A 26,015-nucleotide genomic window follows, 5' to 3' on the forward strand; every position below is an offset into this window, starting at 1 on the left:
AGATTCCGCAAGGAATCCAGAGCCACTACGTCGGCAAATGTTCGACGGTGGTTAGCTCATGGGTGGAACGTTGACTATTCGGCACGATCGGCAAGTTTTTGTGAGTACTGCTTCGGCGTGGAAAACGGGAACGGGTTGGTCGGGTCGGGCACGCTGTTGGGTATCTGAAGGTATGGCCGTGAGGCTGCCTTCGGTTGCCGGCCCCAGTGCACTCACCTGTAAGGGTGGGGTGATGGGTGGCTGGTCGTTGTTTGAGAACTGCACAGTGGACGCGAGCATCTGTGGCCAAGTTTTTAAGGGCGCACGGTGGATGCCTTGGCACCAGGAACCGATGAAGGACGTGGGAGGCCACGATAGTCCCCGGGGAGCTGTCAACCAAGCTTTGATCCGGGGGTTTCCGAATGGGGAAACCCGGCAGTCGTCATGGGCTGTCACCCGCTGCTGAACACATAGGCAGTGTGGAGGGAACGCGGGGAAGTGAAACATCTCAGTACCCGCAGGAAGAGAAAACAACCGTGATTCCGGGAGTAGTGGCGAGCGAAACTGGATGAGGCCAAACCGTATGCGTGTGATACCCGGCAGGGGTTGCGCATGCGGGGTTGTGGGATCTCTCTTTCATAGTCTGCCGACTGTGAGACGAGTCAGAAACCGTTGGTGTAGGCGAAGGACATGCGAAAGGTCCGGCGTAGAGGGTAAGACCCCCGTAGCTGAAACATCAACGGCTCGTTTGAGAGACACCCAAGTAGCACGGGGCCCGAGAAATCCCGTGTGAATCTGGCGGGACCACCCGCTAAGCCTAAATATTCCCTGGTGACCGATAGCGGATAGTACCGTGAGGGAATGGTGAAAAGTACCGCGGGAGCGGAGTGAAATAGTACCTGAAACCGTGTGCCTACAAGCCGTGGGAGCGTCGCTGTTGTTCTTCGGAACAACAGTCGTGACTGCGTGCCTTTTGAAGAATGAGCCTGCGAGTTAGCGGTGTGTAGCGAGGTTAACCCGTGTGGGGAAGCCGTAGCGAAAGCGAGTCCGAATAGGGCGATTGAGTTGCACGCTCTAGACCCGAAGCGGAGTGATCTAGCCATGGGCAGGTTGAAGCGGAGGTAAGACTTCGTGGAGGACCGAACCCACCAGGGTTGAAAACCTGGGGGATGACCTGTGGTTAGGGGTGAAAGGCCAATCAAACTCCGTGATAGCTGGTTCTCCCCGAAATGCATTTAGGTGCAGCGTCGTGTGTTTCTTGCCGGAGGTAGAGCACTGGATAGGCGATGGGCCCTACCGGGTTACTGACCTTAGCCAAACTCCGAATGCCGGTAAGTGAGAGCACGGCAGTGAGACTGTGGGGGATAAGCTCCATGGTCGAGAGGGAAACAGCCCAGAGCATCGACTAAGGCCCCTAAGCGTACGCTAAGTGGGAAAGGATGTGGAGTCGCAGAGACAACCAGGAGGTTGGCTTAGAAGCAGCCACCCTTGAAAGAGTGCGTAATAGCTCACTGGTCAAGTGATTCCGCGCCGACAATGTAGCGGGGCTCAAGCGTACCGCCGAAGTCGTGTCATTCACACATATAGGGCCAACGCCTGTGTGGATGGGTAGGGGAGCGTCGTGTGCCGGGTGAAGCAGCCGCGGAAGCGAGTTGTGGACGGTTCACGAGTGAGAATGCAGGCATGAGTAGCGATACACACGTGAGAAACGTGTGCGCCGATTGACTAAGGGTTCCTGGGTCAAGCTGATCTGCCCAGGGTAAGTCGGGACCTAAGGCGAGGCCGACAGGCGTAGTCGATGGACAACCGGTTGATATTCCGGTACCCGCTTTGAAACGCCCAATACTGAATCAGGCGATGCTAAGTCCGTGAAGCCGGCCCGATCTCTTCGGAGTTGAGGGTAGTGGTGGAGCCGACGAACCAGACTTGTACTAGGTAAGCGATGGGGTGACGCAGGAAGGTAGTCCAACCCGGGCGATGGTTGTTCCCGGGGTAAGGGTGTAGGCCGTGTGGTAGGCAAATCCGTCACACATTAAGGCTGAGACCTGATGCCGAGCCGATTGTGGTGAAGTGGATGATCCTATGCTGTCGAGAAAAGCCTCTAGCGAGTTTCATGGCGGCCCGTACCCTAAACCGACTCAGGTAGTCAGGTAGAGAATACCGAGGCGTTCGGGTGAACTATGGTTAAGGAACTCGGCAAAATGCCCCCGTAACTTCGGGAGAAGGGGGCCATCACTGGTGATTGGATTTACTCCATGAGCTGGGGGTGGCCGCAGAGACCAGCGAGAAGCGACTGTTTACTAAAAACACAGGTCCGTGCGAAGCCGTAAGGCGATGTATACGGACTGACGCCTGCCCGGTGCTGGAACGTTAAGGGGACCGGTTAGTGCACTTTCGGGTGTGCGAAGCTGAGAACTTAAGCGCCAGTAAACGGCGGTGGTAACTATAACCATCCTAAGGTAGCGAAATTCCTTGTCGGGTAAGTTCCGACCTGCACGAATGGCGTAACGACTTCTCGACTGTCTCAACCATAGGCCCGGTGAAATTGCACTACGAGTAAAGATGCTCGTTTCGCGCAGCAGGACGGAAAGACCCCGGGACCTTTACTATAGTTTGATATTGGTGTTCGGTTCGGCTTGTGTAGGATAGGTGGGAGACTTTGAAGCAGCCACGCCAGTGGTTGTGGAGTCGCCGTTGAAATACCACTCTGGTCGTGCTGGATGTCTAACCTGGGTCCGTGATCCGGATCAGGGACAGTGTCTGATGGGTAGTTTAACTGGGGCGGTTGCCTCCTAAAGAGTAACGGAGGCGCCCAAAGGTTCCCTCAGCCTGGTTGGCAATCAGGTGTTGAGTGTAAGTGCACAAGGGAGCTTGACTGTGAGACCGACGGGTCGAGCAGGGACGAAAGTCGGGACTAGTGATCCGGCAGTGGCTTGTGGAAGCGCTGTCGCTCAACGGATAAAAGGTACCCCGGGGATAACAGGCTGATCTTCCCCAAGAGTCCATATCGACGGGATGGTTTGGCACCTCGATGTCGGCTCGTCGCATCCTGGGGCTGGAGTCGGTCCCAAGGGTTGGGCTGTTCGCCCATTAAAGCGGTACGCGAGCTGGGTTTAGAACGTCGTGAGACAGTTCGGTCCCTATCCGCTGTGCGCGTAGGAATATTGAGAAGGGCTGTCCCTAGTACGAGAGGACCGGGACGGACGAACCTCTGGTGTGCCAGTTGTCCTGCCAAGGGCATGGCTGGTTGGCTACGTTCGGAAAGGATAACCGCTGAAAGCATCTAAGCGGGAAGCCTGCTTCGAGATGAGTATTCCCACCACCTTGAGTGGTTAAGGCTCCCAGTAGACGACTGGGTTGATAGGCCAGATGTGGAAGCCCGGTAACGGGTGGAGCTGACTGGTACTAATAGGCCGAGGGCTTGTCCTCAGTTGCTCGCGTCCACTGTGTTAGTTCTGAAATAACGAACGGCCGTGTTTTCATCCGGTGTTGGTTAATTTCATAGTGTTTCGGTGGTCATTGCGTTAGGGAAACGCCCGGTTACATTCCGAACCCGGAAGCTAAGCCTTTCAGCGCCGATGGTACTGCAGGGGGGACCCTGTGGGAGAGTAGGACGCCGCCGAACAATTATTCCGGGAAAGCCCCGTGCCCTTGTGGCACGGGGCTTTTCTGCGTTCCGAGCGTCTAGGGTCGGACCATGCGCTACGAACTGGTCATCTTCGACAACGACGGCGTGCTCGTCGACAGTGAGCCGATCTCCAACTCCGTCCTGGCCGGCTACCTCACCGAGCTCGGCCACCCCACCTCGTACGAGGAGTCCCTCCGCGACTACATGGGTGCCGCCATCCACCGGGTCCATGACCTGGTGGAGGAGCGGACCGGCCAGAAGCTGCCCGCGGACTTCGACGAGGAGCTCCACCGGCGGACCCTCAGCGTGTTCCAGCAGGAGCGGCTGGCAGCGGTGAACGGGGTCGACGAGCTGCTGGGTGAGCTCGTCGCCGACGGGGTCGCGTACTGCGTGGCCTCGTCCGGGAGCCACCAGAAGATCGCGGCCGGACACCGGAACACCGGTCTCGACCAGTGGTTCGAGGAGGAGTGGATCTTCAGCTCCGAGGACGTGGGGCAGGGAAAGCCCGCGCCGGACCTGTTCCTCCACGCCGCCGAGCGGATGGGCGTCGCCCCCGAGAGGTGTGTCGTGATCGAGGACAGCCCGCTCGGCGTCGAGGCGGCACGGGCGGCCGGCATGGACGTGTACGGGTTCACGTCGATGATGCCGGCGGACCGGCTGGTCGGGGTGACCGGGCACTTCTCCGACATGTCGCAGCTCCTCAAACTGCTGGCCTGACCGATCTACCCAGGAGTAGTTCCTGGCTCTACGCTCGCGGCCATGACGGATGCGCGGTTGCGGTACGGCAGAGCTTCCCTCGCCCTGAGCTTCCTGGTGCAGGGGGTGACCTTCGCACTGCTCGTGACGCGCATCCCCGCCGTGCAGGACCGCTACGGGATATCCGACGGCCTGCTGCCGGTGTTCCTGGCCGCGGTCCCCGTCCTGGCGGGGGCCGCCAGCGTGGCGACCGAGAAGCTGGTCGCGCGGGTACGCCCCGGGGTCGTGCTGAGGTGGGCCCAGCCCGTCGTGATGCTGGCGCTGCTGGGCGTGGGCGCCGGCAGTGAGGTGTGGCAGGCCGCCTTGGCCCTCGGTGTCTTCGGGCTGGCTGTGGGGGCACTGGACGCCTCGATGAACATGATGGGCGTCAGCCTGCAACGGGCGTACGGGCGCAGCATCATGCTGGGGTTCCACGCCGCGTACAGTCTCGGCGGCATCGCCGGGGCCACGCTGGCGTGGGCCGGGGCCCACTGGGATCTGTCGCTGCTGGTGTCCTATCTGCCCGCGGTCCTCGTCCTGCTGCCCGCGGCTCTGATCGGGAGCCGTTGGTACACGGAGGGCGGGGCCGGGGGCGACGTGCCGGCGGGGGAGCCGGGGGGCAAGGGCGCGTCGGTGCCGTTCGGACTGCTGATGCCGCTCTGCCTGGTGATGGCGTTCGCGTACATCGGTGACTCGACGGTCTCCAACTGGAGTGCGAAGTATCTGCAGGACGTGCTGGGCGGTTCGGAGCAGCTGGCGACCGTTCCGTACAACGTCTACATGGTGACGACGCTGCTGGGGCGTGCCGTGGGGGACCTCGGGGTGCGGCGGTTCGGTGCGGTGGCGGTGGTGCGGGGCGGGAGTGTGCTGGCCGCCCTGGGATTCGGGGTGGTCGCGGCCGCGCCGGGGGCCTGGTGGGGGATGCTCGGCTTCACGCTGCTCGGGCTGGGGCTGTGCGTGATCGTCCCGCAGACGTTCGCGGCGGCCGGGCGGATGTTCCCCGGGGCGAGCGATGTGGCCGTGGCCCGGCTGAACGTCTTCAACTATGTGGGGTTCCTCGTCGGGTCGCCGCTCGTGGGGGCTCTCGGGGACGCGTGGAGCTACCGGGGCGCGATGCTCGTGCCCATGGTGCTGGTGCTGGCGACGCTCGTGTACGCCCGGTCGTTCGGTGCGGAGCCCGCCCGATACGGTGGCGGGCATGAGCGGGCGCGCGCGGCTGATGTGGGATGAGGCAGTAACGGGGTACGACTTCGGGGCGGGCCATCCCATGGACCCGGTCAGACTCGACCTGACGATGGGGCTGGTGCGGGCCTTCGGTCTGGACGCGGCGGTGGACGTCCGGTCGGCCAAGGCCGCCGGGGACTCGACGCTGCGGCTGGTGCACCGCGAGGACTACGTCCAGGCGGTCCGGGCGGCTTCCGCCGACCCCGGTACGGCCGACCCGGCGTACGGGCTGGGGACGGTCGACGATCCGGCCTTCGCGGGGATGCACGAGGCGTCGGCGCTCATCTCGGGGCTCTCGGTGGGCGCCGCGGAGGCCGTGTGGCAGGGGGAGAGCGCCCACGCCGTGAACTTCACCGGCGGGCTGCACCACGCGATGCCGGGCAGCGCGTCGGGTTTCTGTGTGTACAACGACCCGGCGCTCGCCATTGCCCGGCTGCTCGAACTGGGCGCGGAGCGGGTGGCGTACGTCGATGTGGACGTCCACCACGGTGACGGGGTGCAGTCGGCGTTCTGGGAGGACCCCCGGGTCCTGACCGTTTCGCTGCACGAGCATCCGCGCACGCTCTTCCCGCAGACGGGGTGGCCGGAGGAGACCGGTGAGGGCGCGGGTGAGGGCGGTGCGGTGAACGTGGCTCTGCCGGCGGGTACGGGCGACGCGGGGTGGCTGCGGGCGTTCCACGCGGTCGTGCCCGAACTGCTGGCGGATTTCCGGCCGCAGGTGCTGGTGACGCAGCACGGTGCCGATACGCATTTCGAGGATCCGCTGGCCCATCTCGCGGTGTCGCTGGACGCCCAGCGGGAGATCATGACGGCGTGTCACGATCTGGCGCACTCCTGTGTGGAGGGCGGCCGCTGGGTGGCGCTCGGCGGGGGCGGTTACGCGGTGGTGGACGTGGTGCCGCGGTCCTGGACCCACCTGGTGGGCATCGCCGCGCACGCGCCGGTGGATCCGGAGGCGGTGATCCCGTCGTCGTGGCGGGACGAGGTGTACGCCAGGACGCGGCAGTTGGGCCCCTGGCGGATGACGGACGGCCGTGAGCCGTCGTGGCAGCCGTGGGAGGGCGGGTACGACCCGGCGGACCGGCTGGACCAGGCGGTGCTGGCGACGAGGCGTGCGGCGTTTCCGCTGCGGGGGCTGCTGGCCTGAGTGCGGGTTACGCCAACTGTGGGGCACGATCGGGGTTCCGGCCCCGGGGCGCCGTGGGTGCGGCAGCATCGGGAGGGTGTTGAGCACCGGAGCGTTACGCGCTCATCTGCTGGCGGCCCGGCTCGCCGGGCCCGTGGCGACGCCGCGGGAGACCAGTCTGCGGAGTTACCGGCTTTTCGCGGCGCGGGATCCCCGGGTCCTGCTCGGGCTCGATCCCGGCCGGGCGTGGCGGGAGCGTGACCTGCTGGGGCTGATGGCGGAGAAGTGCGGGGTCTCGGGTGATCCCGGCCATGTCTCGGGGCCGGACGTGATCGATCCGGAGCGGACGGTGGCCGCGCTGGACGCGTTCGCGGAGCGGCTGTCCGGGGCGGCGGAGAGGCGGGCACCCGTGCTGTTCGGCACGGGACACCCGCACCGGCTGCTCGGGTTCTACGCCGGGCTGGCAGACGCCATGTCGGCGGCGGGGTGCATGGTGCTCACCCCGGCGCAGGGCCGATGTGTCGACATAACGACCCGGTTTGGCGTACGCACGTACCACCTCGACTACGTACGGGGCGTCGCGCTGGTGCGCGAACCGGGCGTGCGGGTCCCCGGGAGTGCGACCGGCGCACATACCCATTCCCCGCTGCCGGTTCGGGCCGTGCTGGAGGAGGCGGTGGGGGCCGGCGGGGTGCTGCCGGAGCTCGTGGTCGGGGACCACGGCTGGGTCTGCGGCGCAGGTCAGCTGGGTATCGAGGCCATCGGTCTGGCCGACACGGACGACCCGGCGTTGTTCGTGGGTGAGGCGGAGGGGCTGGTGTCCGTCGCCGTTCCGCTTGATGACGCCGTGCGGTCGGACTACTACCGGCCTCTCACACGGTATGTGCTCAATAGGGCCTGTCTGTCCCAGTAGGCGGCCGATCGTCTCACCTCTTCCCCACTCGCATCACCCGCCCCTAATCTGGGGAGTGAGCGCACAACGACGAAGAGTCACCGGAGGGGAAGCCGGTGCGCGTCTCGTGCGGAAGGTACAGGTGGGTCATGGCTGCTGGCAGCGAGAGGCCTCTCAACGAGGTCAAGTTTCTGACCGTGGCGGAAGTCGCCTCGGTCATGAGGGTGTCGAAGATGACCGTGTACCGCTTGGTGCACAGTGGTCATCTGCCCGCGATCAGGGTGGGAAGGTCCTTCCGGGTCCCGGAGCAAGCGGTTCACGAGTATCTCCGCGAGTCCTTCGTGGGGGTGGAGTCGGCCTGACCGTCGCCCTCGGATTACGCCCCTCACCGAGTGGCGGGTAGGCTAGGCCGACGTAGGTCGTGTGGGCCCAGACGCCCCGCACCAGTGAAGAAGAAGTGAGCGAGGGTAGTCGTGGGCTCTGTTATCAAGAAGCGGCGTAAGCGGATGGCCAAGAAGAAGCACCGCAAGCTGCTCAAGCGCACGCGCGTTCAGCGTCGCAACAAGAAGTAAGCGAACGCTGTTCGTGAGTTTCGAGGCCCTCCCGCCGATCCGGCGGGAGGGCCTCGGCGCGTTCCGGGGCTGTGCCCGAGGGGGTGGTGTTGTGCGGTTCCGGTGGTATTCCGGTCATCGGTTCGGGAAAGCCAGCCTGGGGTCGTCACAGGGCAACGTCCACCGACTACGGTGACGGCCAGGGGAAGACCCCGCTCGGTGATCGAACGACGGAAGGCGCTGATCTTGGGGAAGATCGTGCTCGTCACAGGCGCGGCCCGGCAGCTCGGAGGCCGTTTCGTGCGGCGGATACAGCGTGATCCCGGTGTGGACCGGGTGATCGCGGTGGACGCGGTCGCGCCCGCGCACCAGCTGGGTGACGCCGAATTCGTCACGGCGGACATCCGGCAGTCCGCGATCGCGAGGGTCCTCGCCGAGCATTCCGTCGACACGGTCGTCCACCTGGACGTGTCCGCGAAGGCGCCCGGCGCGGCGGGCCGGACGACGGTCAAGGAGACCAACGTCATCGGCACCATGCAGTTGCTCGGTGCCTGCCAGAAGTCCCCGACCGTCCAGCGGCTCGTGGTGAAGTCCAGTACGAACGTGTACGGCTCCGCGCCACGTGACCCCGCGGTCTTCACCGAGACCACCCCGCCCAAGTCCCTGCCCAGCGGCGGGTTCGCCAAGGACGCGGTGGAGGTCGAGGGGTACGTACGCGGTTTCGCGCGACGCAGGCCCGACGTGGCCGTGTGCGTGCTGAGGTTCGCCAACATCCTGGGACCTGAGCCGGATTCGCCGCTCGCCGACTACCTGACGCTGCCGGTCCTGCCGACGGTCTTCGGGTACGACCCCCGGCTCCAGTTCGTCCATGAGGACGACGTCGTCGACGTACTGGAGATCGCGTCCCGTGAACCCCGGCGCGGGACGCTGAACAGCGGCACCTTCAACATCGCAGGCGACGGGGTGCTGCTGCTCTCGCAGTGTTCCCGGCGGCTGGGGCGGCCCACCGTGCCGCTGCTGCTGCCGGCCGTCACCTGGGTGGGATCGGCGCTCCGTACGATCGGCATGACCGACTTCTCCCCGGAGCAGATCCGTCTGCTCACCCACGGCAGGGTCGTCTCGACCGTGCAGATGCGCGAGACGCTGGGCTTCCGCCCGAAGTTCACCACCGCCGAGACGTTCGCGGAGTTCGCTCGGAGCAGGGGGCCGGGGCTGCTGCCGCCCGACCGGGTGGGCAGGGCGGTCGGCAGACTGGCCGAACTGCCGCTCGCAGGTGGACGGGCCGGTACGACACATTCGACTCACGGCGCCAGGTAGAGGAGCGCGACCGACGATGGCGGACGCCAAGGTCATTCCGTTCGACGACGACCGATCGCGCTCCGGCGCGGGGCGGCGCAGAGGTGTGGTGCCCGGCGGCCGGGTACAGCCGCCCGCGACGGCCGTCCCCGCGCCCGTGAGCGCCCTTCCGGGAGGCCAGGTGCCCGGAGGGGCCGCCGAGGCCTCCGGTGCGGCCTCCCGGAGCGGCAGAGAGGCTCCCGGGGGCGGCTGGGACCGGCGGGTCGCGGGTGGACTGGCGTTTCTGCGGCGGCGGCTCACGGGTGACTACGACGTCGACGAGTTCGGTTACGACGAGGAGCTGACCGACCAGGTCCTCATGTCGGTGCTGCGCCCGCTGGCGGACAAGTACTTCCGGGTCGAGGTGAAGGGCATCGAGAACATCCCGTCCGACGGCGGGGCACTCATCGTTGCCAACCACTCCGGGACGCTGCCCCTCGACGGGCTGATGCTGCAGGTCGCGGTGCACGACAACCACCCTGCGAAGCGTCATCTGCGGCTGCTCGCCGCGGATCTCGTGTTCATGCTGCCGGTGGTCAACGAGCTGGCCAGGAAGGCCGGGCACACGCTGGCGTGTGCCGAGGACGCCGAGCGGCTGCTCCAGCGGGGCGAGGTCGTCGGGGTGATGCCCGAGGGATTCAAGGGCATCGGCAAGCCGTTCGGCGAGCGCTACAAGCTGCAGCGCTTCGGGCGGGGCGGTTTCGTCTCCACGGCGCTGCGGGCCGGCGTGCCGATCGTGCCGTGCTCGATCGTGGGCGCGGAGGAGATCTACCCGATGATCGGGAACTCCAAGACCCTGGCCCGCGTGCTGGGAATCCCGTACTTCCCGATCACGCCGACGTTTCCGTGGCTCGGGCCGCTCGGGATGATGCCGCTGCCGACGAAGTGGACGATCCAGTTCGGGGAGCCGATCCCCACGGACGGGTATCCGCCCGAGGCTGCCGAGGACCCGATGCTGATGTTCAACCTGACCGACCAGGTGCGGGAGCAGATCCAGCACACGCTGTACAAGCTGCTGGTGCAGCGGCGTTCCGTCTTCTTCTGAGTTCCGTCTTCTTCTGACGCCCGGCGCCCGTGCACGGCGTGAGGGGCCGCCCGGTCCGGGCGGCCCCTCACGCACGGTTGGACCCCTACGGCTCGATGTCCTCGCCTTCGATGCCCAGGCCGGGCAGCAGCCCGGGGAGCAGCGGCGGCAGGGTGACGTCGGGTGCGGGGGAGGAGCCGGATGCGCCGCCCGGGGACGACGGGGTGGTGTCGTCCGTCGGGAGGTCGTCCAGCAGGCCGTCCGCGCCCCCGTCGAGCAGGCCGTCGGCCGAGCTGCTGCCGGAGCCGGAGGGCTTCGGCGAGCTGCTCGTGGAGGCGCTGTCGTCCGGGGCGGCGGAGCTCGCGGGCGCCCTGCGGTCGGGAGCCGTCGAGCCCTCCTTCTCCCGGGAGGAGCCGGCGGGCGGGGCGTGCCGGTCGGTGTCCGGGGGGCGGGGCAGCAGGGACTTCAGCGGGGCGACCTCCTCGTCCATGGCGTCGAAGACGGAGCTGACCCGGTCCCCGACGTCGTTCAGCTGGACGGGCAGGCGGTCACGCAGGCTGCTCCAGCTCGCGCGGTGCGAGCGGGAGAAGGTGTCCAGCGTCTGGATGGGGCCGATGGAGCCGTCGCGCTGGTACGCGGAGTGGAGCAGGCGGTGGCCCTCGGTGGCGTCGTGCGTCATGCCGTCGAGTGCGCGCCTGACCTCGCCGATCGATTCGTGGTCCAGGTCGCCCGCGCGGCCGCGCTCCATCAGGCGACGGGCTTCGCCGAGCCTGGTCGAGGCCTGGTCGAGATAGACCTCGCCGCGGTCGGCGTCGGTGTTGGCCATGCCGAGGCTGAGGTCCTCCATGCCGCGCTTGAGGGGGTAGAGGGAATCACCGGGCAGGGCGTCGGAACTGGCAGCGGCGACTCCGCCGAACGCCCCCGCGGCGACACCGACCGTGAGCCCGCCCGCGGTGAGGCCCTTCGCCCAGCGGGAGCGGGGCCGGAGCTTTCGGATCGGGGACGCCCGGTGGGCGCCCTTGCTCCGCTGTTCGGGCACTGTAGGGCCCGTGGACGCACCGCCTTCGGCGAACATGGTCTCCATGGCGGCGACGAGCTGCGCCCGCTGCACCACTTTGACCTCGGGATCGAATTCCGGCTCCGGTAGTGCACCGAGGCCGTTCGCCAGGGCCAACAGCGTTCCGTGGTCGGCCGGTTGGGCCGGGTCCTCGGGCTGTACGGCCGCCGCACCCTGGGGGGACTGGTCCTCCAGGGCCTGGGCGAAGGCGTTCGCCCGCCGGTGTGCCGAAACGTTTGCGATCACTGGCGGCACCTCCTCTCGTCATGACGGTCGACTCCCCTGAGGGTCCGGAAGGTTGCCCACCGGAGACGTTTCCACACGATCGAGCGCGGGTGGAAACGGTCTGGTGCGGCGACAGGGGGCCTGCATCCGGCACAACGAGTGGCGCGGCAGTTGGGTTACGGACGAAAGATGATCCGATCGGTGTGTCACGAACACGTCACGGATGGTGATGTCAGCGGGCGTCGTCCGGCAGAAGCCGTGCGAGCGTACGCACGGCCCGGTACTGCAAGGTTTTGATCGCGCCCTCGTTCTTTCCCATGACCCGGGCGGTCTCGGCGACCGAGAGGCCCTGCAGGAATCTCAGCGTGACGCACTCCTGCTGCTGCGGGTTGAGCCGGCGTACGGCTTGCAGCAGCGCGGCGTTCGAGAGGGACTCCAGGACGGAGTCCTCCGGGCTCCGCGCGACCTCGTTCGCGTCGAGCATTTCGCCTGTGGTCACTTCCAGTCGGAAACGACTGGATTTGAAGTGGTCGGCGACCAGGTTCCTGGCGATCGTGACCAGCCAGGCGCCGAAGTCACGGCCCTGCCAGGTGAAAGTGGAGATGCGGCGGAGCGCGCGCAGGAACGTCTCGCTGGTGAGGTCCTCCGCCGTCGCCTTGCCTCCCACGCGGTAGTAGATGTACCGGTACACGGTGTCGCTGTACTGGTCGTACAGGCGGCCGAAGGCATCGGCCTCGCCGGCCTGCGCGCGCTCGACGAGATCCATCATGCGCGCGCTGTCACTGTCGGCTGTCGGACGGCGCACGGGAGCCGACGACGCGGCAGCCGAGGCGCCGCGGTTGCTGCGTCTTCCGACCGCCGCGCTGCGTTCGGCCAGGGCATAGCAAGGACCGGCAGGTGCAGGGGTGGCAAATTGGGGGACGGCGTACGCGGTGGGGACGAAGCCGCGCAAGTGGTCGAGGACCGTTGCGCGGAGCGTAGCCAGGCCCGAGGTGTCAACCCCGACGTGTGGGTACACGGGACTCCCAGAGGCAGAGCTTCCATCACGTGCAGTTCGAATACCGTCACTCGTCGTAGCGGGTGGCGGGCTCCTTGTGCGTCTGAGGAGAATAACGCTTCGTACAGGCCGTGCTACACCCAGTTGCTCAAATCATCGGTTACGTCGCTTCCGTAACCTCTAAGTGACGGTTTGAGTAGCGCATGGTGACCGTTTATTGATCGAATTCCTTCGGGAAGTGCATGCGGGGGCGACGGGTTGTGGTCGTCGGAACGCAACGCGACTGGCCGGAGCGATGGGTGTCGGTGCCCGCTGTTCCGCTCCCGATTGGCCGTACGCACCCGGGCGCGCCGCTGGTGGGGGACAGTCGTACGCCCCCGGACGCGATGTCCGGGGGCGTGGGGAAGCAGGCCCGGTGTGAACGAGCGGGCGGGAAAGGGGAGGCGTCAGCGGCGGCGGCGGTGGAGCGCCACCGCGGCCGCGGTGCCGCCGGCGAGGGCGCCGACGCCCGCCGCGGCGGGGATTCCGACCTTGGCCGCCTTGCGGCCCGTGCGGTAGTCCCGCAGCCGCCAGTCCAGGGCGCGGGCGTGCTTGCGGAGCTTGGTGTCCGGGTTGATCGCGTACGGGTGGCCGACCAGCGACAGCATGGGGATGTCGTTGTGCGAGTCGCTGTACGCGGCGCAGCGCTCCAGGTCGAGGCCTTCCGCCGATGCGAGGGCGCGCACCGCCTCGGCCTTCGCCGGGCCGTGCAGGGGCTCTCCGACGAGCCGGCCCGTGTAGACGCCGTCCACCGATTCGGCGACCGTGCCCAGCGCGCCCGTCAGGCCCAGGCGGCGGGCGATGATCGTGGCGGTCTCCACGGGTGCGGCCGTGACGAGCCAGACCTTCTGGCCGGCGTCGAGGTGGGCCTGTGCGAGGGCGCGGGTCCCGGGCCAGATGCGGTCGGCCATGTACTCGTCGTAGATCTCCTCGCCGATGGACATCAGCTCGGAGACCCGGTGTCCCTTGACGATGGACAGGGCGCTGTCGCGGGCGTCCTGCATGTGCTCGGGGTCCTCGACGCCGGCCAGCCGGAACCAGGCCTGCTGCCAGGCGAACCGGGTGAGTTCGCGGCGCTGGAAGAACTTCCGCTTGTACAGTCCGCGGCCGAAGTGGAAGATCGCGGCGCCCTGCATCACGGTGTTGTCGAGATCGAAGAAGGCGGCGGCCCGGTCGTCCCCGGCCACCGGGAACGGGGGTTCGCGGTCCTGGTCGGAGGGGGCCTGCGGCTCCCCCGCGTCGGCGCTGAGCGCCGACTTCCGTGCTGCCTCGGCTGCTGCCTCGCCTGCGAGCACGCTGCGTGCCGTGGCGGGGCGCCTGCGGGGGGTGAGCCATCCAAGTGCGGCCATGTCGTGAGCATAACCATTCTGTTCGGCCGTTCCCGACCCGGCGGGATGCGGCGTTGTGAACTCTCCGGGGCCAGGGCGTTAAACGGGTGATTACGCGGTCGGGGGGCCCGGCCCGTGAGGGCGCAGAATGAAGGTATGAGTGCTCTGCTGCGTCGTGCGAGGAAGAAGCCCGCGGACCGGGTGGTGACCCTGGTGGGGAAGCCCGGCTGTCACCTGTGTGATGACGCGCGGCTGGTGGTGAGCGCCGTCTGTGAGGAGACCGGCGCGTCGTGGGTGGAGAAGGACATCACGCGGGACGAGGCGCTGCACAAGGAGTACTGGGAGCAGATTCCGGTGGTGCTGATCGACGGTGAGCAGCACACCTTCTGGCGGGTCGATGCGGCGAGGCTGCGCACGGCTTTGGGTGCGTAAGGGGGATTCGCCGGTGAAACCGGGCTAACATCATGGGCGTTTTGAGTGGTCTCGGGGGCGTGGACATGAGGAGTGTGTACCGTCTTGCCCCCTTCGGGCCCGCAACGGACGGATGTCGTCCCCGGTTCCGGGGGCACGCAGGGAATATGCGTGACCCCGGTCACTTTGACCGGACAAAACGGACACTATCTTTGTGCACGCGTTCACAAAGACATAGCCTGCTGTCGACGGGGCGGTCATAGGACATACGGCCGCCTGCAGCCCCGCTCATCCCGCAGGAGCACCGTGGCAACTGGCCGAACTCACCGACCGGCGACCCGTAGCCGAGGAATTCCCGAGGCCACCGTCGCCCGGCTTCCGCTGTATCTCCGCGCCCTGACCGCGCTCTCCGAGCGCTCGGTCCCGACGGTCTCCTCGGAGGAGCTCGCCGCGGCGGCGGGGGTCAACTCCGCGAAGCTGCGCAAGGACTTCAGCTACCTGGGCTCCTACGGCACACGCGGTGTCGGGTACGACGTCGAGTACCTCGTCTACCAGATCTCCCGCGAGCTCGGGCTCACCCAGGACTGGCCCGTCGCGATCGTCGGCATCGGTAATCTCGGCGCCGCGCTCGCCAACTACGGAGGGTTCGCCTCCCGTGGGTTCCGTGTCGCCGCCCTGATCGACGCCGACCCCGCCATGGCGGGTACGCCCGTGGCCGGGATCGCCGTCCAGCACACCGACGACCTGGACCGGATCATCAGCGACAACGGTGTGTCCATCGGTGTCATCACCACGCCGCCCGGTGCGGCCCAGCAGGTCTGCGACCGGCTGGTCGCCGCCGGTGTGACGTCCATCCTGAACTTCGCGCCGACGGTGCTCTCCGTGCCGGACGGCGTCGACGTGCGCAAGGTCGACCTCTCGATCGAGCTGCAGATCCTCGCCTTCCACGAGCAGCGCAAGGCCGGCGAGGAGGCCGCTGCCGACGGCAGGGGGACGGGCGACGACGTGGACGACGACGAGGCGCCGCCGATGCGCGCCACGCCCGCCGGCCGGAAGGGACCCGACGGGGACATGCCCGCCGTGATGCCGGCATGAGCCTTCTGGTCGTCGGGCTGAGCCACCGCAGCGCACCCGTCTCCGTACTGGAGCGGGCCTCGCTGGCGGTCGAGGCGCAGACGAAGCTGCTGCAGGACACGCTCGCCGCGGAGCCCGCCACCGAGGCGGCCGTCCTGGCCACCTGCAACCGCATCGAGCTGTACGCCGACGTGGACAAGTTCCACGCCGGTGTGGCCGAACTGTCCACCTTGCTCGCGCAGCACAGCGGCGTCGGTCTGGACGAGCTCACTCCGTATCTCTACGTGCACTACGAGGACCGTGCCGTTCACCACCTCTTCTCGGTGGCGTGCGGGCTGGACTCGATGGTCGTCGGCGAGGGGCAGATCCTCGGCCAGATCAAGGACGCCCTGGCGCTGGGGCAGGAGCTCCATACCGCGGGGCGGCTGCTGAACGACCTCTTCCAGCAGGCCCTGCGGGTCGGCAAGCGCGCCCACAGCGAGACGGGGATCGACCGGGCCGGGCAGTCGCTCGTCACCTTCGGTCTCGAGCAGCTGGCCGACGGCGCCGATGTCCCCGCGTGGGCGGCCGGCAAGAAGGCCCTGGTGATCGGTGCCGGGTCGATGTCCTCGCTCGCCGCGGCCACCCTGGCCCGCGCCGGAGTGGAGGAGATCGTCGTCGCCAACCGGACCCGGGCGCGCGCGGACCGGCTCGTCGAGATCCTCGCCCAGGCCGGTGTCCCGACCGCCCGGGCCGTCGAGATGGCCGGGTTCCCGGACGAACTGACACGTGCGGACATCGTCGTCTCCTGTACCGGCGCGACGGGTCTCGTGCTGACCGCCGAGGCCGTCGCCGGTGCGCTCGGCGTCGACTTCGACTCGGCGGCGCAGCCGCCGCAGGCCCCTGTCGCGCCCGCGCCCGACGAGCTGGACCAGCACGCGGCATGGGTGGAGAACGGTTCCACCGCGCAGGACCGGGCCGTGCGCCGGATGCCGGTGCGTCTCCCCGTGGACGGCCCCGTGCGGCTCCACCTGCTGGACCTCGCGATGCCGCGCGACATCGACGGCGCTGCCCACCGCGTCGCCGGTGTGCGCCTCGTCGACATCGAGTCGCTCGCCGAGGCGTCCGCGGACGCCCCGATGGCCGCCGATGTGGACCAGGTGCGCACCATCGTCGCCGACGAGGTCGCCGCCTTCGGAGCCGCCCAGCGCGCCGCCCACATCACTCCGACCGTCGTCGCCCTGCGCACCATGGCCGCCGACGTGGTGGCCGGCGAGATCGCCCGGCTCGACGGACGTCTCCCCGACCTGGACGAGAAGCAGCGCGCCGAGATCACACAGACCGTGCGCCGCGTCGTCGACAAGCTCCTGCACGCGCCCACCGTGCGGGTCAAGCAGCTCGCCAGCGAGCCCGGTGGTGCCGGGTACGCCGATGCGCTGCGTGAACTCTTCGACCTCGACCCGCAGACGGTGGCCGCCGTCTCCCGGGCAGACCTGAACGACCCGAATAGAGGGCGGTCATGACCGACAACCCACCCCTGGGCGGGGAGACCGACACCAGCACACCGCTCCGGCTAGGCACCCGGCGCAGCAAGCTCGCCATGGCGCAGTCCGGCATGGTCGCCGACGCCGTCCGTGAGGTGACCGGGCGTCCCGTCGAGCTCGTCGAGATCACCACGTACGGAGACGTCTCCCGGGAGCAGCTGGCGCAGATCGGCGGGACCGGCGTGTTCGTCGCGGCCCTGCGCGAGGCGCTGCTGCGCGGCGAGGTCGACTTCGCCGTCCACTCGCTCAAGGACCTGCCGACCACGCAGCCCGATGGCCTTCTCCTGGCCGCCGTGCCGCCGCGCGAGGACCCGCGTGACGCCCTGGTGGCGCGGGACGGGCTGACCTTCGAGCAGCTGCCGCCCGGTGCGCGCATCGGTACCGGCTCGCCGCGTCGCATGGCGCAGCTCAACGCGTACGCTCGCTCGCACGGCCTCGAGATAGAGGCCGTCGCGATCCGCGGCAACGTCGATACGCGCATTGGTTTCGTACGGAGCGGGGAGCTGGACGCGGTGGTTCTCGCCGCCGCCGGGCTCAGCCGCCTCGGACGCACGGACGAGGTGACCGACTTCCTGCCGGTCGACACCGTCCTGCCCGCTCCCGGCCAGGGAGCACTGGCGATCGAATGCGCTGCAACCAGCGCGGACCTCGCCGCCGCGCTCGCCGAGCTCGACGACCCGTACACCAGGATCGCCGTGACCGCCGAGCGCGCCCTGCTCAACGCCCTGGAGGCCGGATGCTCCGCACCTGTGGGTGCGCTGGCCGACCTCTTGGCCGACGGGCAGGTTGTCAACGAACTGCGCCTGCGCGGTGTCGTCGGTTCCACCGACGGCACTTCCCTGGTGCAGCTGTCCATCACCGGTCCCGTCCCCACGTCGCACGACGACGCGGCGGCCCTCGGTCGCGAGCTCGCGGCCGAGATGCTCGCCAAGGGTGCGGCCGGTCTTATGGGGGAGCGAGCACTTTGAGCCCCACCGGCCCTGTCGTATCCGACTTCCCTGTCCTGTCCTCAGGGCATGTCACCTTCCTCGGCGCCGGTCCCGGCGACCCGGGACTGCTGACTCTGCGCGCCGTCGAGGCGCTTGCGAGCGCGGACGTCCTTGTCGCCGAACCGGAGGTTCTCGACGTCGTCCGCTGCCATGCGCGGGCAGGGGTAAGCACGCCTGAGCTGGCGGTTGTTGACATGGCGTCAACACCCGCCGGAGTGCCCGTTCTCAGGGATGCGGCCAATCTTGTCATGGAGGCAGCGAAGGGCGGCAGGCGGGTCGTTCGTGCCGTCACGGGCGACCCCGGCCTGGACGGCAACACGGGCGCGGAGATGCTCGCCTGCGCCGCGGCGGGCGTGCCCTTCGAGGTCGTGCCCGGCATTGCGAACGCCGTCGGAGTGCCGGCGTACGCCGGTGTGCCGCTGCGTGACGCGCAGGGTGCCGACGTGCGCTTCGTCGACGCGCGCACCGCGTCCGACCGCTGCTGGTCCGAGGTCGGGGCGAGCGACGCGACCGCGGTCGTGTCGGCGTCGCTGGACTCGGTGGCCGCTGCCGCCGGTGAGCTGGTCTCGGCGGGCCGCAAGCCCGACACCCCGCTCACCGTCACGATCGCGGGGACGACGACGCGCCAGCGCACCTGGACGGCGACCCTCGGGACGATCGCCCAGGTCCTGAAGCAGGCCAAGGTCCTCCCGTCGCCGGACGGGCACCTGCCGGTCATAGCCGTGGTCGGGGAACGCAGTTCAGCCGCTCAGCGTGACCAGCTCGCGTGGTTCGAGTCCAAGCCGCTGTTCGGCTGGAAGGTGCTCGTGCCGCGTACGAAGGAGCAGGCGGCCTCGCTCTCCGACCAACTGCGCTCCTACGGTGCCGTGCCGCACGAGGTTCCGACGATCGCCGTCGAGCCTCCGCGTACGCCCCAGCAGATGGAGCGGGCGGTCAAGGGCCTGGTCACCGGCCGGTACGAGTGGATCGCCTTCACGTCGGTCAACGCGGTGAAGGCCGTGCGGGAGAAGTTCGAGGAGTACGGGCTGGACGCCCGTGCCTTCGCCGGGATCAAGGTCGCGGCCGTCGGTGAGCAGACCGGTGCCGCGCTCGTCGACTTCGGCGTGAAGCCGGATCTGATGCCGTCCGGCGAGCAGTCGGCAGCGGGTCTGCTGGAGGACTGGCCGCCGTACGACCCGGTCTTCGACCCGATCGACCGGGTGTTCCTGCCGCGTGCCGACATCGCCACCGAGACCCTCGTGGCCGGGCTCATCGAGCTCGGCTGGGAGGTCGACGACGTCACCGCGTACCGCACGGTCCGCGCTTCGCCGCCGCCGGCCGACACCCGCGAGGCGATCAAGGGCGGCGGTTTCGACGCGGTGCTCTTCACCTCGTCCTCGACCGTCCGCAACCTGGTCGGTATCGCGGGCAAGCCGCACAACGTGACCGTCATCGCGTGCATCGGCCCCGCCACGGCGAAGACCGCCGAGGAGCACGGCCTGCGGGTGGACGTGCTGTCCCCGGAGCCGTCGGTGCACAAGCTGGCGCAGGCGCTGGCGGACTTCGGCGCGCAGCGCCGGGACGCGGCCAAGGAGGCCGGTGACCCGGTGACCCGGCCGAGTGAGCGGCGTCCGGGTGCGAGACGGCGCCGGACGACGACCTGAGGGTCGACGACGCATGCACGGGCCCGGCCGCTCCTTCACGGAGCGGCCGGGCCCGTCTGCTTTTGCGGGTGCTGCCTGCCGTCGGGTGACGCCGTGGCGTCGGGCGGTCAGGTGGACCGCCTGGGCCGCGCCGGGCTGTTCCCGCCCCCAGCAGCATGGTCCCGGCCTCCTGTCCCTGGTGGTGGATGCGGAGCCGGCCGTCGGCGATCACGCGCAGTTCCGGCACCAGCAACCAGGGCACTCCGGCTCCCTGGCCGGGTCCGAGCGCGGCCGCCGCGGCGACGCGTGCGCGGCTGGTGTCGTTCCTACGGGAGAGCGCTTAGGCGACCGTGAGCACGATCTTGCCCTGGATGTGCCCTCGGGCGGCTCGTTCGTGCGCTGCTCGGGCATCCGCGAGCGCGAACGTGCTGTCGATCGCGACGCGGACCGCGCCCGCGTCGAGCAGGCGCCCCAGTTCGGCGAGCTGCGCGCCGTTCGACCGGACCTGGGTGCCTGTGACGGTGACGCCCAGCTTCGTGTTCTCCTCCTCGTCGAACTCGCCGAAGAACACGGGGAAATGGGAACCACCCCGCTTGAGCGTTCGCAGGAGGCGCCTGCTGTGGGGGCCGCCTACGGCGTCGAGGACGAGGTCGACGTCGCGCACGAGTTCCTCGGGACGGCCCTTGGTGTAGTCGATGAACTCGTCCGCGCCGAGCTCGCGCAGGAACGACTCGTGCGCGCCCGATGCCACCGCGATGACGCGTGCGTCCCGCTCTTTCGCCAGCTGGAGCGCGAGGTGCCCCACACCGCCCGCGGCGCCGTTGATGAGCACCGTCACGCCGGCGTGGAGCGGCACCGGACGGTGCCTCGCCGCCTGGAAGGGAGAGGGGTGGTCGTGGCCGAGCTCGATCAGGAACTGCCAGGCGGTGAGCCCGGCCATGGGTGCCCCGGCGGCGTGCACGTGATCGACACCGGCGGGCTTGAGTGCCAGGTCCGACGCGGGCGCGGCCACGTACTCGGCGTACGTGCTGCCGTCGAAGCCGGGGAAGCGGAGGAGGCCGAAGACCTCGTCACCGACGGAGAAGCCGTCCACGTCCGCGGCGACGGCCTCGACGACGCCCGACAGGTCGGTCCCCGGAATCACGGGCAGGGTGAACTTCGGCCTCGTCTCCGGAGGCAGGCCGGACATCCCGTCGCGCAGGTACCAGTCGGGAGGGTTGACGCCGACCGCGTGTACGCGGACGAGTACCTCGCCCGGCCCCGGCCGGGGAATCGGCACCTCCTCGTGGCGCAGAACCTCAGGGCCGCCGTGCTCATGGAGCCGGATCGCCCTCATCGTGTGTGCCGGCATCGTCTCTCTCCTGCTCGCGCTACGGGATACGCTGATTCGGATCAGTGATCCATGTAAACGGATCACTGATCCGAATATATGGACCACTGATCCGGAAAGTCAAGAGGGACCGATGCGGGCCGACGCCAGGAAGAACCGCGACCACCTGCTCGCAGTCGCGGGTACCGCCATCGCCGAGCAAGGTGTCGAGGTGTCGCTGCGCGACATCGCGCGCAGGGCCGACGTCGGGCTCGCGACGCTGCTGCGTCACTTTCCTACGCGCGAGGCGCTTCTCGAGGCCCTGCTGCGCACGAGCTTCGAAGAGCTGGCGGCACGGGCAGCCGAACTCGAGACGTCGCACTCGTCCGGAGACGCTCTCGTCTCGTGGCTGCGCGACTGCGTGGAGTGGACGACCGAGTACCGGGGCGCGACGGTTCTGATGGCAGCCGCCATCGAGGACACCGAGTCGGCGCTGCACGCTTCCTGCGTCACCCTGCGCGCGGCCGGTGCGCGGCTCCTCGCCCGTGCCCAGGCCGAGGGCGTGGCGCGGAGCGATATCGACGGGGCCGATCTGTTCGGGCTGGTGGCCATGCTCGCCTGGCTCGGTGACCAGCCCGCGCTGGCGTCACGCGCCGATCGGCTTTTCGGGGTTGTCGCGGGCGCGATCCTGACGGGCGCGGGGTGCGGTGATGCCGGGGAGGAACGCCGCTCCCGGGCCGGTGGCTGAGGTCGTCACGCACCCGGGCCGGGGCCGCGTTTTTCCGGCTCGGCTGTCGGTAAAACGGTGAGGCGCGCGGGTCTAGTCTCGAAGGATGACCGATTACGGAAACTTCCCCGGCTCGCGGCCCCGCCGGCTGCGGACGACCCCCGTCATGCGGCGCATGGTCGCCGAGACCCGGCTCGACCCGGCGAACCTGATCCTGCCCGCGTTCGTGCGCGAGGGCATCGACACCCCTGTCGCCATCTCGGCCATGCCGGGTGTCCAGCAGCACACCCTGGACACGCTGCGGAAGGCCGCCGTCGACGCGGTCGCGGCCGGTGTTTCCGGGATCATGCTCTTCGGCGTCCCGCTGGACGAGAAGAAGGACGGCCGGGGCACGGCGGGGACGGACCCGGACGGCATTCTCCAGGTCGCCCTGCGCGCGGTGCGGCAGGAGGTCGGCGACGACCTCGTGATCATGTCCGACCTCTGTCTGGACGAGTACACCGACCACGGCCACTGCGGTGTGCTGACCGAGGACGGCCGCGTCGACAATGACGCCACACTGGAGCGGTACGCCGAGATGGCCCAGGTGCAGGCCGACGCGGGCGCCCATGTGGTGGGCCCCAGCGGCATGATGGACGGCCAGGTCGGTGTCGTCCGTGACGCGCTGGACCAGACGGGCCACGAGGACGTGTCGATCCTCGCCTACACCGCGAAGTACTCCTCGGCCTTCTACGGGCCCTTCCGCGAGGCCGTGGGCTCCTCGCTCCGGGGCGACCGCAAGACGTACCAGCAGGACCCGGCGAACCTCCGCGAGTCGCTGCGCGAGCTGGCGCTCGACCTGGAGGAGGGCGCCGACATGGTCATGGTCAAGCCCGCCGGACCGTACCTGGACGTCCTGGCCAAGGTCGCCGACGCGGTGGACGTGCCGGTCGCGGCGTACCAGATCAGCGGTGAGTACGCGATGATCGAGGCCGCCGCGGAGAAGGGCTGGATCGACCGGGACGCGGCGATCCTGGAGAGCCTGACCGGCATCCGGCGGGCGGGTGCGCGGATGATCCTGACGTACTGGGCGACGGAGGTCGCGCAGAAGCTGGGGCGCTGACGCCGGGGCGGCGTGGGCGCGGGACCGCGGCCCGCGCGGCCGGGTGGTTGACTGTGCCCGGCGTCCGGGCGGCGGGCTCCGGGAACGTTCCGGCGGGGTGCCTCGTTCATCCCGCGCCCGCTGCCCCGCACCCGTGAAGTGAGGGATTGCCTTGACCGAGCCCGCACCCGCTGCCGCCGCGACGACACTTCCGCCTCTCGCCGACCAGGCCGACCGGCTGATCCGGCTCGGCGTGCACGAGCGGGCGGGCATCGACGCCGCCGCGCTGCACGCATGGGCGGCGGACGCCGGCGTGGACGACGGCGCCCTGCTGGCCGTGCACCCCGACCGCGTTCCGGCGTCCGCCCTGGCACCGCTCCTCGACCGCGACGGCAGGCCCGGTTTCGTCGTCACGGACATGGCTGACGTCGATCTCTTCGCCCCGCTGGACACCGTCGAGCTGCCGGACACCCCGTTCTACGTCGTCACCGGCCTCGACCGGGGCGACTCCATGGCCGACTGGAGTCCGGACGAGGCGCTGCCGGCCCTCGCCGACCAGGGCAGGTCGCCGCTGCTGCTGTCCGAGGGCATCCACTGGGTACTCCAGGCGCCCGCCGTCCTGGAGCGCAACCGCTGCTTCATGACCATCGGTTCACGGCTGCGCAAGGCGAACGACGTGCTGGACGCCCGCACTCCGGCCGTCTGGATCAGCAACGGCACGGGGAGGGACGGCCGGGAGCGCCGCAACGCCCCCAAGATCGGCTGGTGCTGGGCCGGCAACCGCCACACCTGGCTGGGGTTCGCCTCCGCCGCGGGGCGCGCCGGCGGCGGGAGCAGCGCTTCCTAAGGGCTGAGGGAGGGCGTTCCGGCCGCTTCGGCGTAGCGGCGGGCCAGGTGCGCGAAGGCGTCCCTCAGTTCCGGCGGGCCGATGACCTCGATTCCGGCGTCGAACCGGCCGAGGGCGGCGGCCAGCGCGGGCCACGACCACGCGCCCACGACGAGTCGGCAGCGGTCGGGGCCGAGCTCCTCGACGACGGCGTCGAGGGTGTACGGGAGCACCGCGGCGGCAGAGGTACGGAGGATCACCTCGCCGCGGCAGGGCCAGTCGCCCAGGGGGCCCGAGCCGCGGAACCGGCCGGCCACGAAGGCAGCCACATCGCCGCCGGGTACCTCACGCGGCGTGAAGCGGGGGCCCGTGGGGATGCGCGGGGTGATCCGGTCGGCACGGAAGGTGCGCCAGTCGTCGCGGTCGAGGTCCCAGGCGACGAGGTACCAGCGTCCGGCGTACGTGACGAGGTGGTGGGGCTGGACCCGCCTGGGTGGGCGGTCGCTTCCCAGGTCCGGCGAGGCGTAGTCGAAGCGCAGTTCCTCGCGGGCGTGGACGGCGCCGCTGAGCGCCATGAGGGTGTCGCCGCCGGCCTCTGCGGCCTGCCCGGCGGCGGGCTGTCGCACCGTGGTGACCTTCAGGGCGTCGACCCGGTTGCGGAGCCGGGCGGGCATGACCTGCCGGACGGTGGTCAGGGCGCGTGCGGCGGCTTCCTCGACGCCGGCGCCGCTCGTGGTGACGACCTGGAGCGCGAGGGCCAGGGCGACGGCCTGCTCGTCGTCGAACAGCAGCGGGGGGAGACCGGCGCCGGCTTCGAGCCGGTACCCGCCCTCAGGGCCCTTGAAGGCCGCGACGGGGTAGCCCAGTTCGCGCAGGCGGTCGATGTCGCGGCGGACGGTGCGCGGGCTGACGTCCAGGCGCTCCGCCAGCAGTGCGCCCGGCCAGTCCCGCCGGGCCTGCAGCAGGGACAGCAGCGCGAGCAGGCGGGCTGAGGTCTTCGGCATGGTGGACATGCTGCCCGGTGAAGCGGCCACTTCCTGACCTCTACCCCTGCGACGTTGGTTCCCGAGGGCGTCCGCCCTCTCGGTCCCGTACGCCGGTGAAAGGAACACCCTTCCGTGCCCACCACCCCTCCTGATACCCCGGACGTCGCACCGTTCCGCCGTCCGGCCGGTGCGCCTACGGCGGTGACCGGATGACCGTCCTCGGTGCCCGCGCGCTGAACCGGGCGACGCTCGCCAGGCAACTGCTCCTGGAGCGGGCCGCGATGACGCCCCTGGACGCCGTCGCGCACCTGTGCGGCCTCCAGGCGCAGGAGCCGCAGGAGCCCTTCGCCGGACTGTGGTCGAGGCTGCGCGCGTTCGATCCGGCGGCTCTGGACGAGCTGTTGACGGGGCGGCGCGTGGTGCGTACGCATCTGATGCGGCGCACCGTCCATCTCGTCACGGCGGCTGATGCGCTGGCGTGGCGGGCGCGGCACGATCCGATGCTGCGCCAGCGGGTGCTGGGTACCTACCGGCGTGAACTCGACGGGGTGGACCTGGGTGAACTCGCCGCCGCCGCCGGTGCGGTGATGGCCGACGGGGAGCCCCGCACGATGACCGCGATCGCCGACGCCCTCGCAGCCCGGTGGCCGGGCCCGGGGCGCAGGGCGCTGGGTGAGATGGTGGTCGCCGCGCTCGTCCCGATGGTGCAGATGCCGCCGCGGGGACTGTGGCGCGTGAAGGCGGGGGTCCACAACACCCCGCTCGCCGCATGGCTGGGGCGCGAAGCCGATGCCCCCGCTCCCCAGGGGACCGACCCGGTGGGCGAGGCGCTGGTGCGCCGCTACCTCGCGGCCTACGGCCCCGCCGCGTCGGCGGACCTGCGCGCCTGGTGCGGTCTCGCGGGGCTGCCGGCGGCGGTGGCCGCCGTACGCGGGGAGCTGATCAGCTTCCGTGACGAGCGCGGGCGCGAACTGCTCGACCTGCCCGACGCGCCCCGCCCGGACCCCGGTACGCCCGCGCCCGTGAGGTTCCTGCCCGCGTTCGACAACGCGATCCTCGGCTACCGCGACCGCAGCCGGATCATCGACGACGCGCACCGCGGCCTCTCGGTCGAGGGGGCACGGGTGGTGCTGGTCGACGGCCGCGTATCCGCCACCTGGACGGTGGACGCGGGCGCCGTGACCGTCAGCCCGTTGCGGGGATTCACCGGCAACGAACGAGGTGCCGTGTCGGAGGAGGGCGGCCGTCTGGCGCTGTTCCTCTCCGAGGGCGCGAGCGACGGTGCGCGGATCACCGAGGGGTGAGCCGCTGCCGGGCGGCGGCTCTC

22 protein-coding genes and 2 rRNA genes are annotated in these 26,015 nt (G+C 69.2%); 19 read left to right on the forward strand and 5 right to left on the reverse strand.

Annotation, left to right across the window (positions count from 1 at the left end):
- The first annotated feature begins 283 nt into the window (after positions 1-283).
- From OG206_RS18415 to OG206_RS18460, 10 genes are all read left to right on the forward strand, one after another.
- Positions 284-3,408: ribosomal RNA gene (locus OG206_RS18415) — 23S ribosomal RNA — on the forward strand.
- 79 nt (positions 3,409-3,487) lie between these two features.
- Positions 3,488-3,604: ribosomal RNA gene (gene rrf, locus OG206_RS18420) — 5S ribosomal RNA — on the forward strand.
- 72 nt (positions 3,605-3,676) lie between these two features.
- On the forward strand, positions 3,677-4,324 hold the full coding sequence (locus OG206_RS18425) for an HAD family hydrolase (RefSeq protein ID WP_327117412.1): 648 nt from the start codon (positions 3,677-3,679) through the stop codon (positions 4,322-4,324).
- Positions 4,325-4,366: 42 nt separating this feature from the next.
- Positions 4,367-5,572: an MFS transporter gene (locus tag OG206_RS18430; protein WP_327117414.1), complete on the forward strand. Its 1,206-nt coding sequence runs from the start codon at positions 4,367-4,369 to the stop codon at positions 5,570-5,572.
- Complete coding sequence (locus tag OG206_RS18435; protein ID WP_327117416.1) at positions 5,541-6,713, forward strand: acetoin utilization protein AcuC; 1,173 nt, start codon at positions 5,541-5,543, stop codon at positions 6,711-6,713. Before OG206_RS18430 ends, OG206_RS18435 begins: the two co-directional genes overlap by 32 nt.
- A 76-nt stretch (positions 6,714-6,789) precedes the next feature.
- Positions 6,790-7,605, forward strand: a complete 816-nt coding sequence (locus OG206_RS18440; RefSeq protein WP_327117418.1) for a phosphatase — start codon at positions 6,790-6,792, stop codon at positions 7,603-7,605.
- A gap of 128 nt (positions 7,606-7,733) precedes the next feature.
- On the forward strand, positions 7,734-7,946 hold the full coding sequence (locus OG206_RS18445) for a helix-turn-helix domain-containing protein (RefSeq protein ID WP_014046653.1): 213 nt from the start codon (positions 7,734-7,736) through the stop codon (positions 7,944-7,946).
- A 111-nt stretch (positions 7,947-8,057) separates the two neighbouring features.
- Positions 8,058-8,156 carry a 30S ribosomal protein bS22 gene (locus OG206_RS18450; RefSeq protein WP_003948845.1) on the forward strand — a complete coding sequence of 33 codons (99 nt, stop codon included), beginning with the start codon at positions 8,058-8,060 and terminating at the stop codon, positions 8,154-8,156.
- Between the two features lie 225 nt (positions 8,157-8,381).
- A complete protein-coding gene (locus tag OG206_RS18455; RefSeq protein ID WP_327122320.1) occupies positions 8,382-9,452 on the forward strand; it encodes an NAD-dependent epimerase/dehydratase family protein in 1,071 nt (356 codons plus the stop codon).
- A gap of 16 nt (positions 9,453-9,468) precedes the next feature.
- Positions 9,469-10,515: a lysophospholipid acyltransferase family protein gene (locus OG206_RS18460; protein ID WP_327117420.1), complete on the forward strand. Its 1,047-nt coding sequence runs from the start codon at positions 9,469-9,471 to the stop codon at positions 10,513-10,515.
- A gap of 85 nt (positions 10,516-10,600) precedes the next feature.
- On the opposite strand, the gene OG206_RS18465 is transcribed toward OG206_RS18460, so the two are convergent.
- The 3 genes from OG206_RS18465 to OG206_RS18475 form a co-directional block, all read right to left on the reverse strand.
- Positions 10,601-11,797: a DUF5667 domain-containing protein gene (locus tag OG206_RS18465; RefSeq protein ID WP_327117422.1), complete on the reverse strand. Its 1,197-nt coding sequence runs from the start codon at positions 11,795-11,797 to the stop codon at positions 10,601-10,603.
- 211 nt (positions 11,798-12,008) lie between these two features.
- Positions 12,009-12,794: an ECF subfamily RNA polymerase sigma factor, BldN family gene (locus OG206_RS18470; protein ID WP_327117424.1), complete on the reverse strand. Its 786-nt coding sequence runs from the start codon at positions 12,792-12,794 to the stop codon at positions 12,009-12,011.
- A gap of 425 nt (positions 12,795-13,219) precedes the next feature.
- Complete coding sequence (locus OG206_RS18475; RefSeq protein WP_327117426.1) at positions 13,220-14,161, reverse strand: HAD family hydrolase; 942 nt, start codon at positions 14,159-14,161, stop codon at positions 13,220-13,222.
- A 135-nt stretch (positions 14,162-14,296) separates the two neighbouring features.
- Between OG206_RS18475 and OG206_RS18480 the strand changes: the two genes are divergently transcribed.
- The 5 genes from OG206_RS18480 (at position 14,297) to OG206_RS18500 (ending at position 19,780) form a co-directional block, all read left to right on the forward strand.
- Positions 14,297-14,572: a glutaredoxin family protein gene (locus tag OG206_RS18480; RefSeq protein ID WP_327117428.1), complete on the forward strand. Its 276-nt coding sequence runs from the start codon at positions 14,297-14,299 to the stop codon at positions 14,570-14,572.
- A 285-nt stretch (positions 14,573-14,857) separates the two neighbouring features.
- Entirely contained in the window at positions 14,858-15,646 is a 789-nt protein-coding gene (locus OG206_RS18485; RefSeq protein WP_327117430.1) for a redox-sensing transcriptional repressor Rex, read from the forward strand.
- The gene (locus tag OG206_RS18490; RefSeq protein WP_327117432.1) at positions 15,643-17,127 is read left to right on the forward strand and encodes a glutamyl-tRNA reductase; all 1,485 of its coding nucleotides are present in this window, start codon (positions 15,643-15,645) and stop codon (positions 17,125-17,127) included. Before OG206_RS18485 ends, OG206_RS18490 begins: the two co-directional genes overlap by 4 nt.
- The gene (gene hemC, locus OG206_RS18495; RefSeq protein ID WP_327117434.1) at positions 17,124-18,116 is read left to right on the forward strand and encodes a hydroxymethylbilane synthase; all 993 of its coding nucleotides are present in this window, start codon (positions 17,124-17,126) and stop codon (positions 18,114-18,116) included. Before OG206_RS18490 ends, hemC begins: the two co-directional genes overlap by 4 nt.
- Positions 18,113-19,780, forward strand: a complete 1,668-nt coding sequence (locus tag OG206_RS18500; RefSeq protein ID WP_327117436.1) for a bifunctional uroporphyrinogen-III C-methyltransferase/uroporphyrinogen-III synthase — start codon at positions 18,113-18,115, stop codon at positions 19,778-19,780. The genes hemC and OG206_RS18500 overlap by 4 nt, the downstream gene beginning before the upstream one ends.
- A gap of 319 nt (positions 19,781-20,099) precedes the next feature.
- Here the strand turns inward: OG206_RS18500 and OG206_RS18505 are convergent, their stop codons facing one another.
- Positions 20,100-21,110 (reverse strand): NADP-dependent oxidoreductase, encoded by a 1,011-nt coding sequence (locus OG206_RS18505; RefSeq protein ID WP_327117438.1) that lies wholly within the window; start codon positions 21,108-21,110, stop codon positions 20,100-20,102.
- Positions 21,111-21,222: 112 nt separating this feature from the next.
- Here OG206_RS18505 and OG206_RS18510 point away from each other — a divergent pair, with 112 nt between their 5' ends.
- From OG206_RS18510 to OG206_RS18520, 3 genes are all read left to right on the forward strand, one after another.
- Positions 21,223-21,816, forward strand: a complete 594-nt coding sequence (locus tag OG206_RS18510; protein ID WP_327117440.1) for a TetR/AcrR family transcriptional regulator — start codon at positions 21,223-21,225, stop codon at positions 21,814-21,816.
- Positions 21,817-21,901: 85 nt separating this feature from the next.
- Positions 21,902-22,897 carry a porphobilinogen synthase gene (gene hemB, locus OG206_RS18515; RefSeq protein WP_327117442.1) on the forward strand — a complete coding sequence of 332 codons (996 nt, stop codon included), beginning with the start codon at positions 21,902-21,904 and terminating at the stop codon, positions 22,895-22,897.
- Positions 22,898-23,048: 151 nt separating this feature from the next.
- Positions 23,049-23,723 (forward strand): DUF5701 family protein, encoded by a 675-nt coding sequence (locus OG206_RS18520; protein WP_327117444.1) that lies wholly within the window; start codon positions 23,049-23,051, stop codon positions 23,721-23,723.
- On the opposite strand, the gene OG206_RS18525 is transcribed toward OG206_RS18520, so the two are convergent.
- The gene (locus OG206_RS18525; protein ID WP_327117446.1) at positions 23,720-24,706 is read right to left on the reverse strand and encodes a helix-turn-helix transcriptional regulator; all 987 of its coding nucleotides are present in this window, start codon (positions 24,704-24,706) and stop codon (positions 23,720-23,722) included. The two genes, OG206_RS18520 and OG206_RS18525, sit on opposite strands and share 4 nt — an antisense overlap.
- A gap of 191 nt (positions 24,707-24,897) precedes the next feature.
- On the opposite strand from OG206_RS18525, the gene OG206_RS18530 reads away from it, so the two are divergent.
- Positions 24,898-25,992: a winged helix DNA-binding domain-containing protein gene (locus OG206_RS18530; RefSeq protein WP_327117449.1), complete on the forward strand. Its 1,095-nt coding sequence runs from the start codon at positions 24,898-24,900 to the stop codon at positions 25,990-25,992.
- Positions 25,993-26,015: the final 23 nt, after the last annotated feature.

Origin of the sequence: Streptomyces sp. NBC_01341 (assembly GCF_035946055.1) — a bacterium.
Taxonomy (GTDB): Bacteria; Actinomycetota; Actinomycetes; order Streptomycetales; family Streptomycetaceae; genus Streptomyces.

Bases quoted from the DNA above. Each gene is read 5' to 3' on its own strand.
- OG206_RS18425 (WP_327117412.1), top strand. From the start codon at position 3,677: ATGCGCTACGAACTGGTCATCTTCGACAACGACGGCGTGCTCGTCGAC.
- OG206_RS18430 (WP_327117414.1), top strand. From the start codon at position 4,367: ATGACGGATGCGCGGTTGCGGTACGGCAGAGCTTCCCTCGCCCTGAGC.
- OG206_RS18435 (WP_327117416.1), top strand. From the start codon at position 5,541: ATGAGCGGGCGCGCGCGGCTGATGTGGGATGAGGCAGTAACGGGGTAC.
- OG206_RS18445 (WP_014046653.1), top strand. From the start codon at position 7,734: ATGGCTGCTGGCAGCGAGAGGCCTCTCAACGAGGTCAAGTTTCTGACC.
- OG206_RS18460 (WP_327117420.1), top strand. From the start codon at position 9,469: ATGGCGGACGCCAAGGTCATTCCGTTCGACGACGACCGATCGCGCTCC.
- OG206_RS18475 (WP_327117426.1), bottom strand. From the start codon at position 14,161: ATGGCCGCACTTGGATGGCTCACCCCCCGCAGGCGCCCCGCCACGGCA.
- OG206_RS18480 (WP_327117428.1), top strand. From the start codon at position 14,297: ATGAGTGCTCTGCTGCGTCGTGCGAGGAAGAAGCCCGCGGACCGGGTG.
- OG206_RS18490 (WP_327117432.1), top strand. From the start codon at position 15,643: ATGAGCCTTCTGGTCGTCGGGCTGAGCCACCGCAGCGCACCCGTCTCC.
- hemC (WP_327117434.1), top strand. From the start codon at position 17,124: ATGACCGACAACCCACCCCTGGGCGGGGAGACCGACACCAGCACACCG.
- OG206_RS18505 (WP_327117438.1), bottom strand. From the start codon at position 21,110: ATGCCGGCACACACGATGAGGGCGATCCGGCTCCATGAGCACGGCGGC.
- OG206_RS18510 (WP_327117440.1), top strand. From the start codon at position 21,223: ATGCGGGCCGACGCCAGGAAGAACCGCGACCACCTGCTCGCAGTCGCG.
- hemB (WP_327117442.1), top strand. From the start codon at position 21,902: ATGACCGATTACGGAAACTTCCCCGGCTCGCGGCCCCGCCGGCTGCGG.
- OG206_RS18525 (WP_327117446.1), bottom strand. From the start codon at position 24,706: ATGCCGAAGACCTCAGCCCGCCTGCTCGCGCTGCTGTCCCTGCTGCAG.
- OG206_RS18530 (WP_327117449.1), top strand. From the start codon at position 24,898: ATGACCGTCCTCGGTGCCCGCGCGCTGAACCGGGCGACGCTCGCCAGG.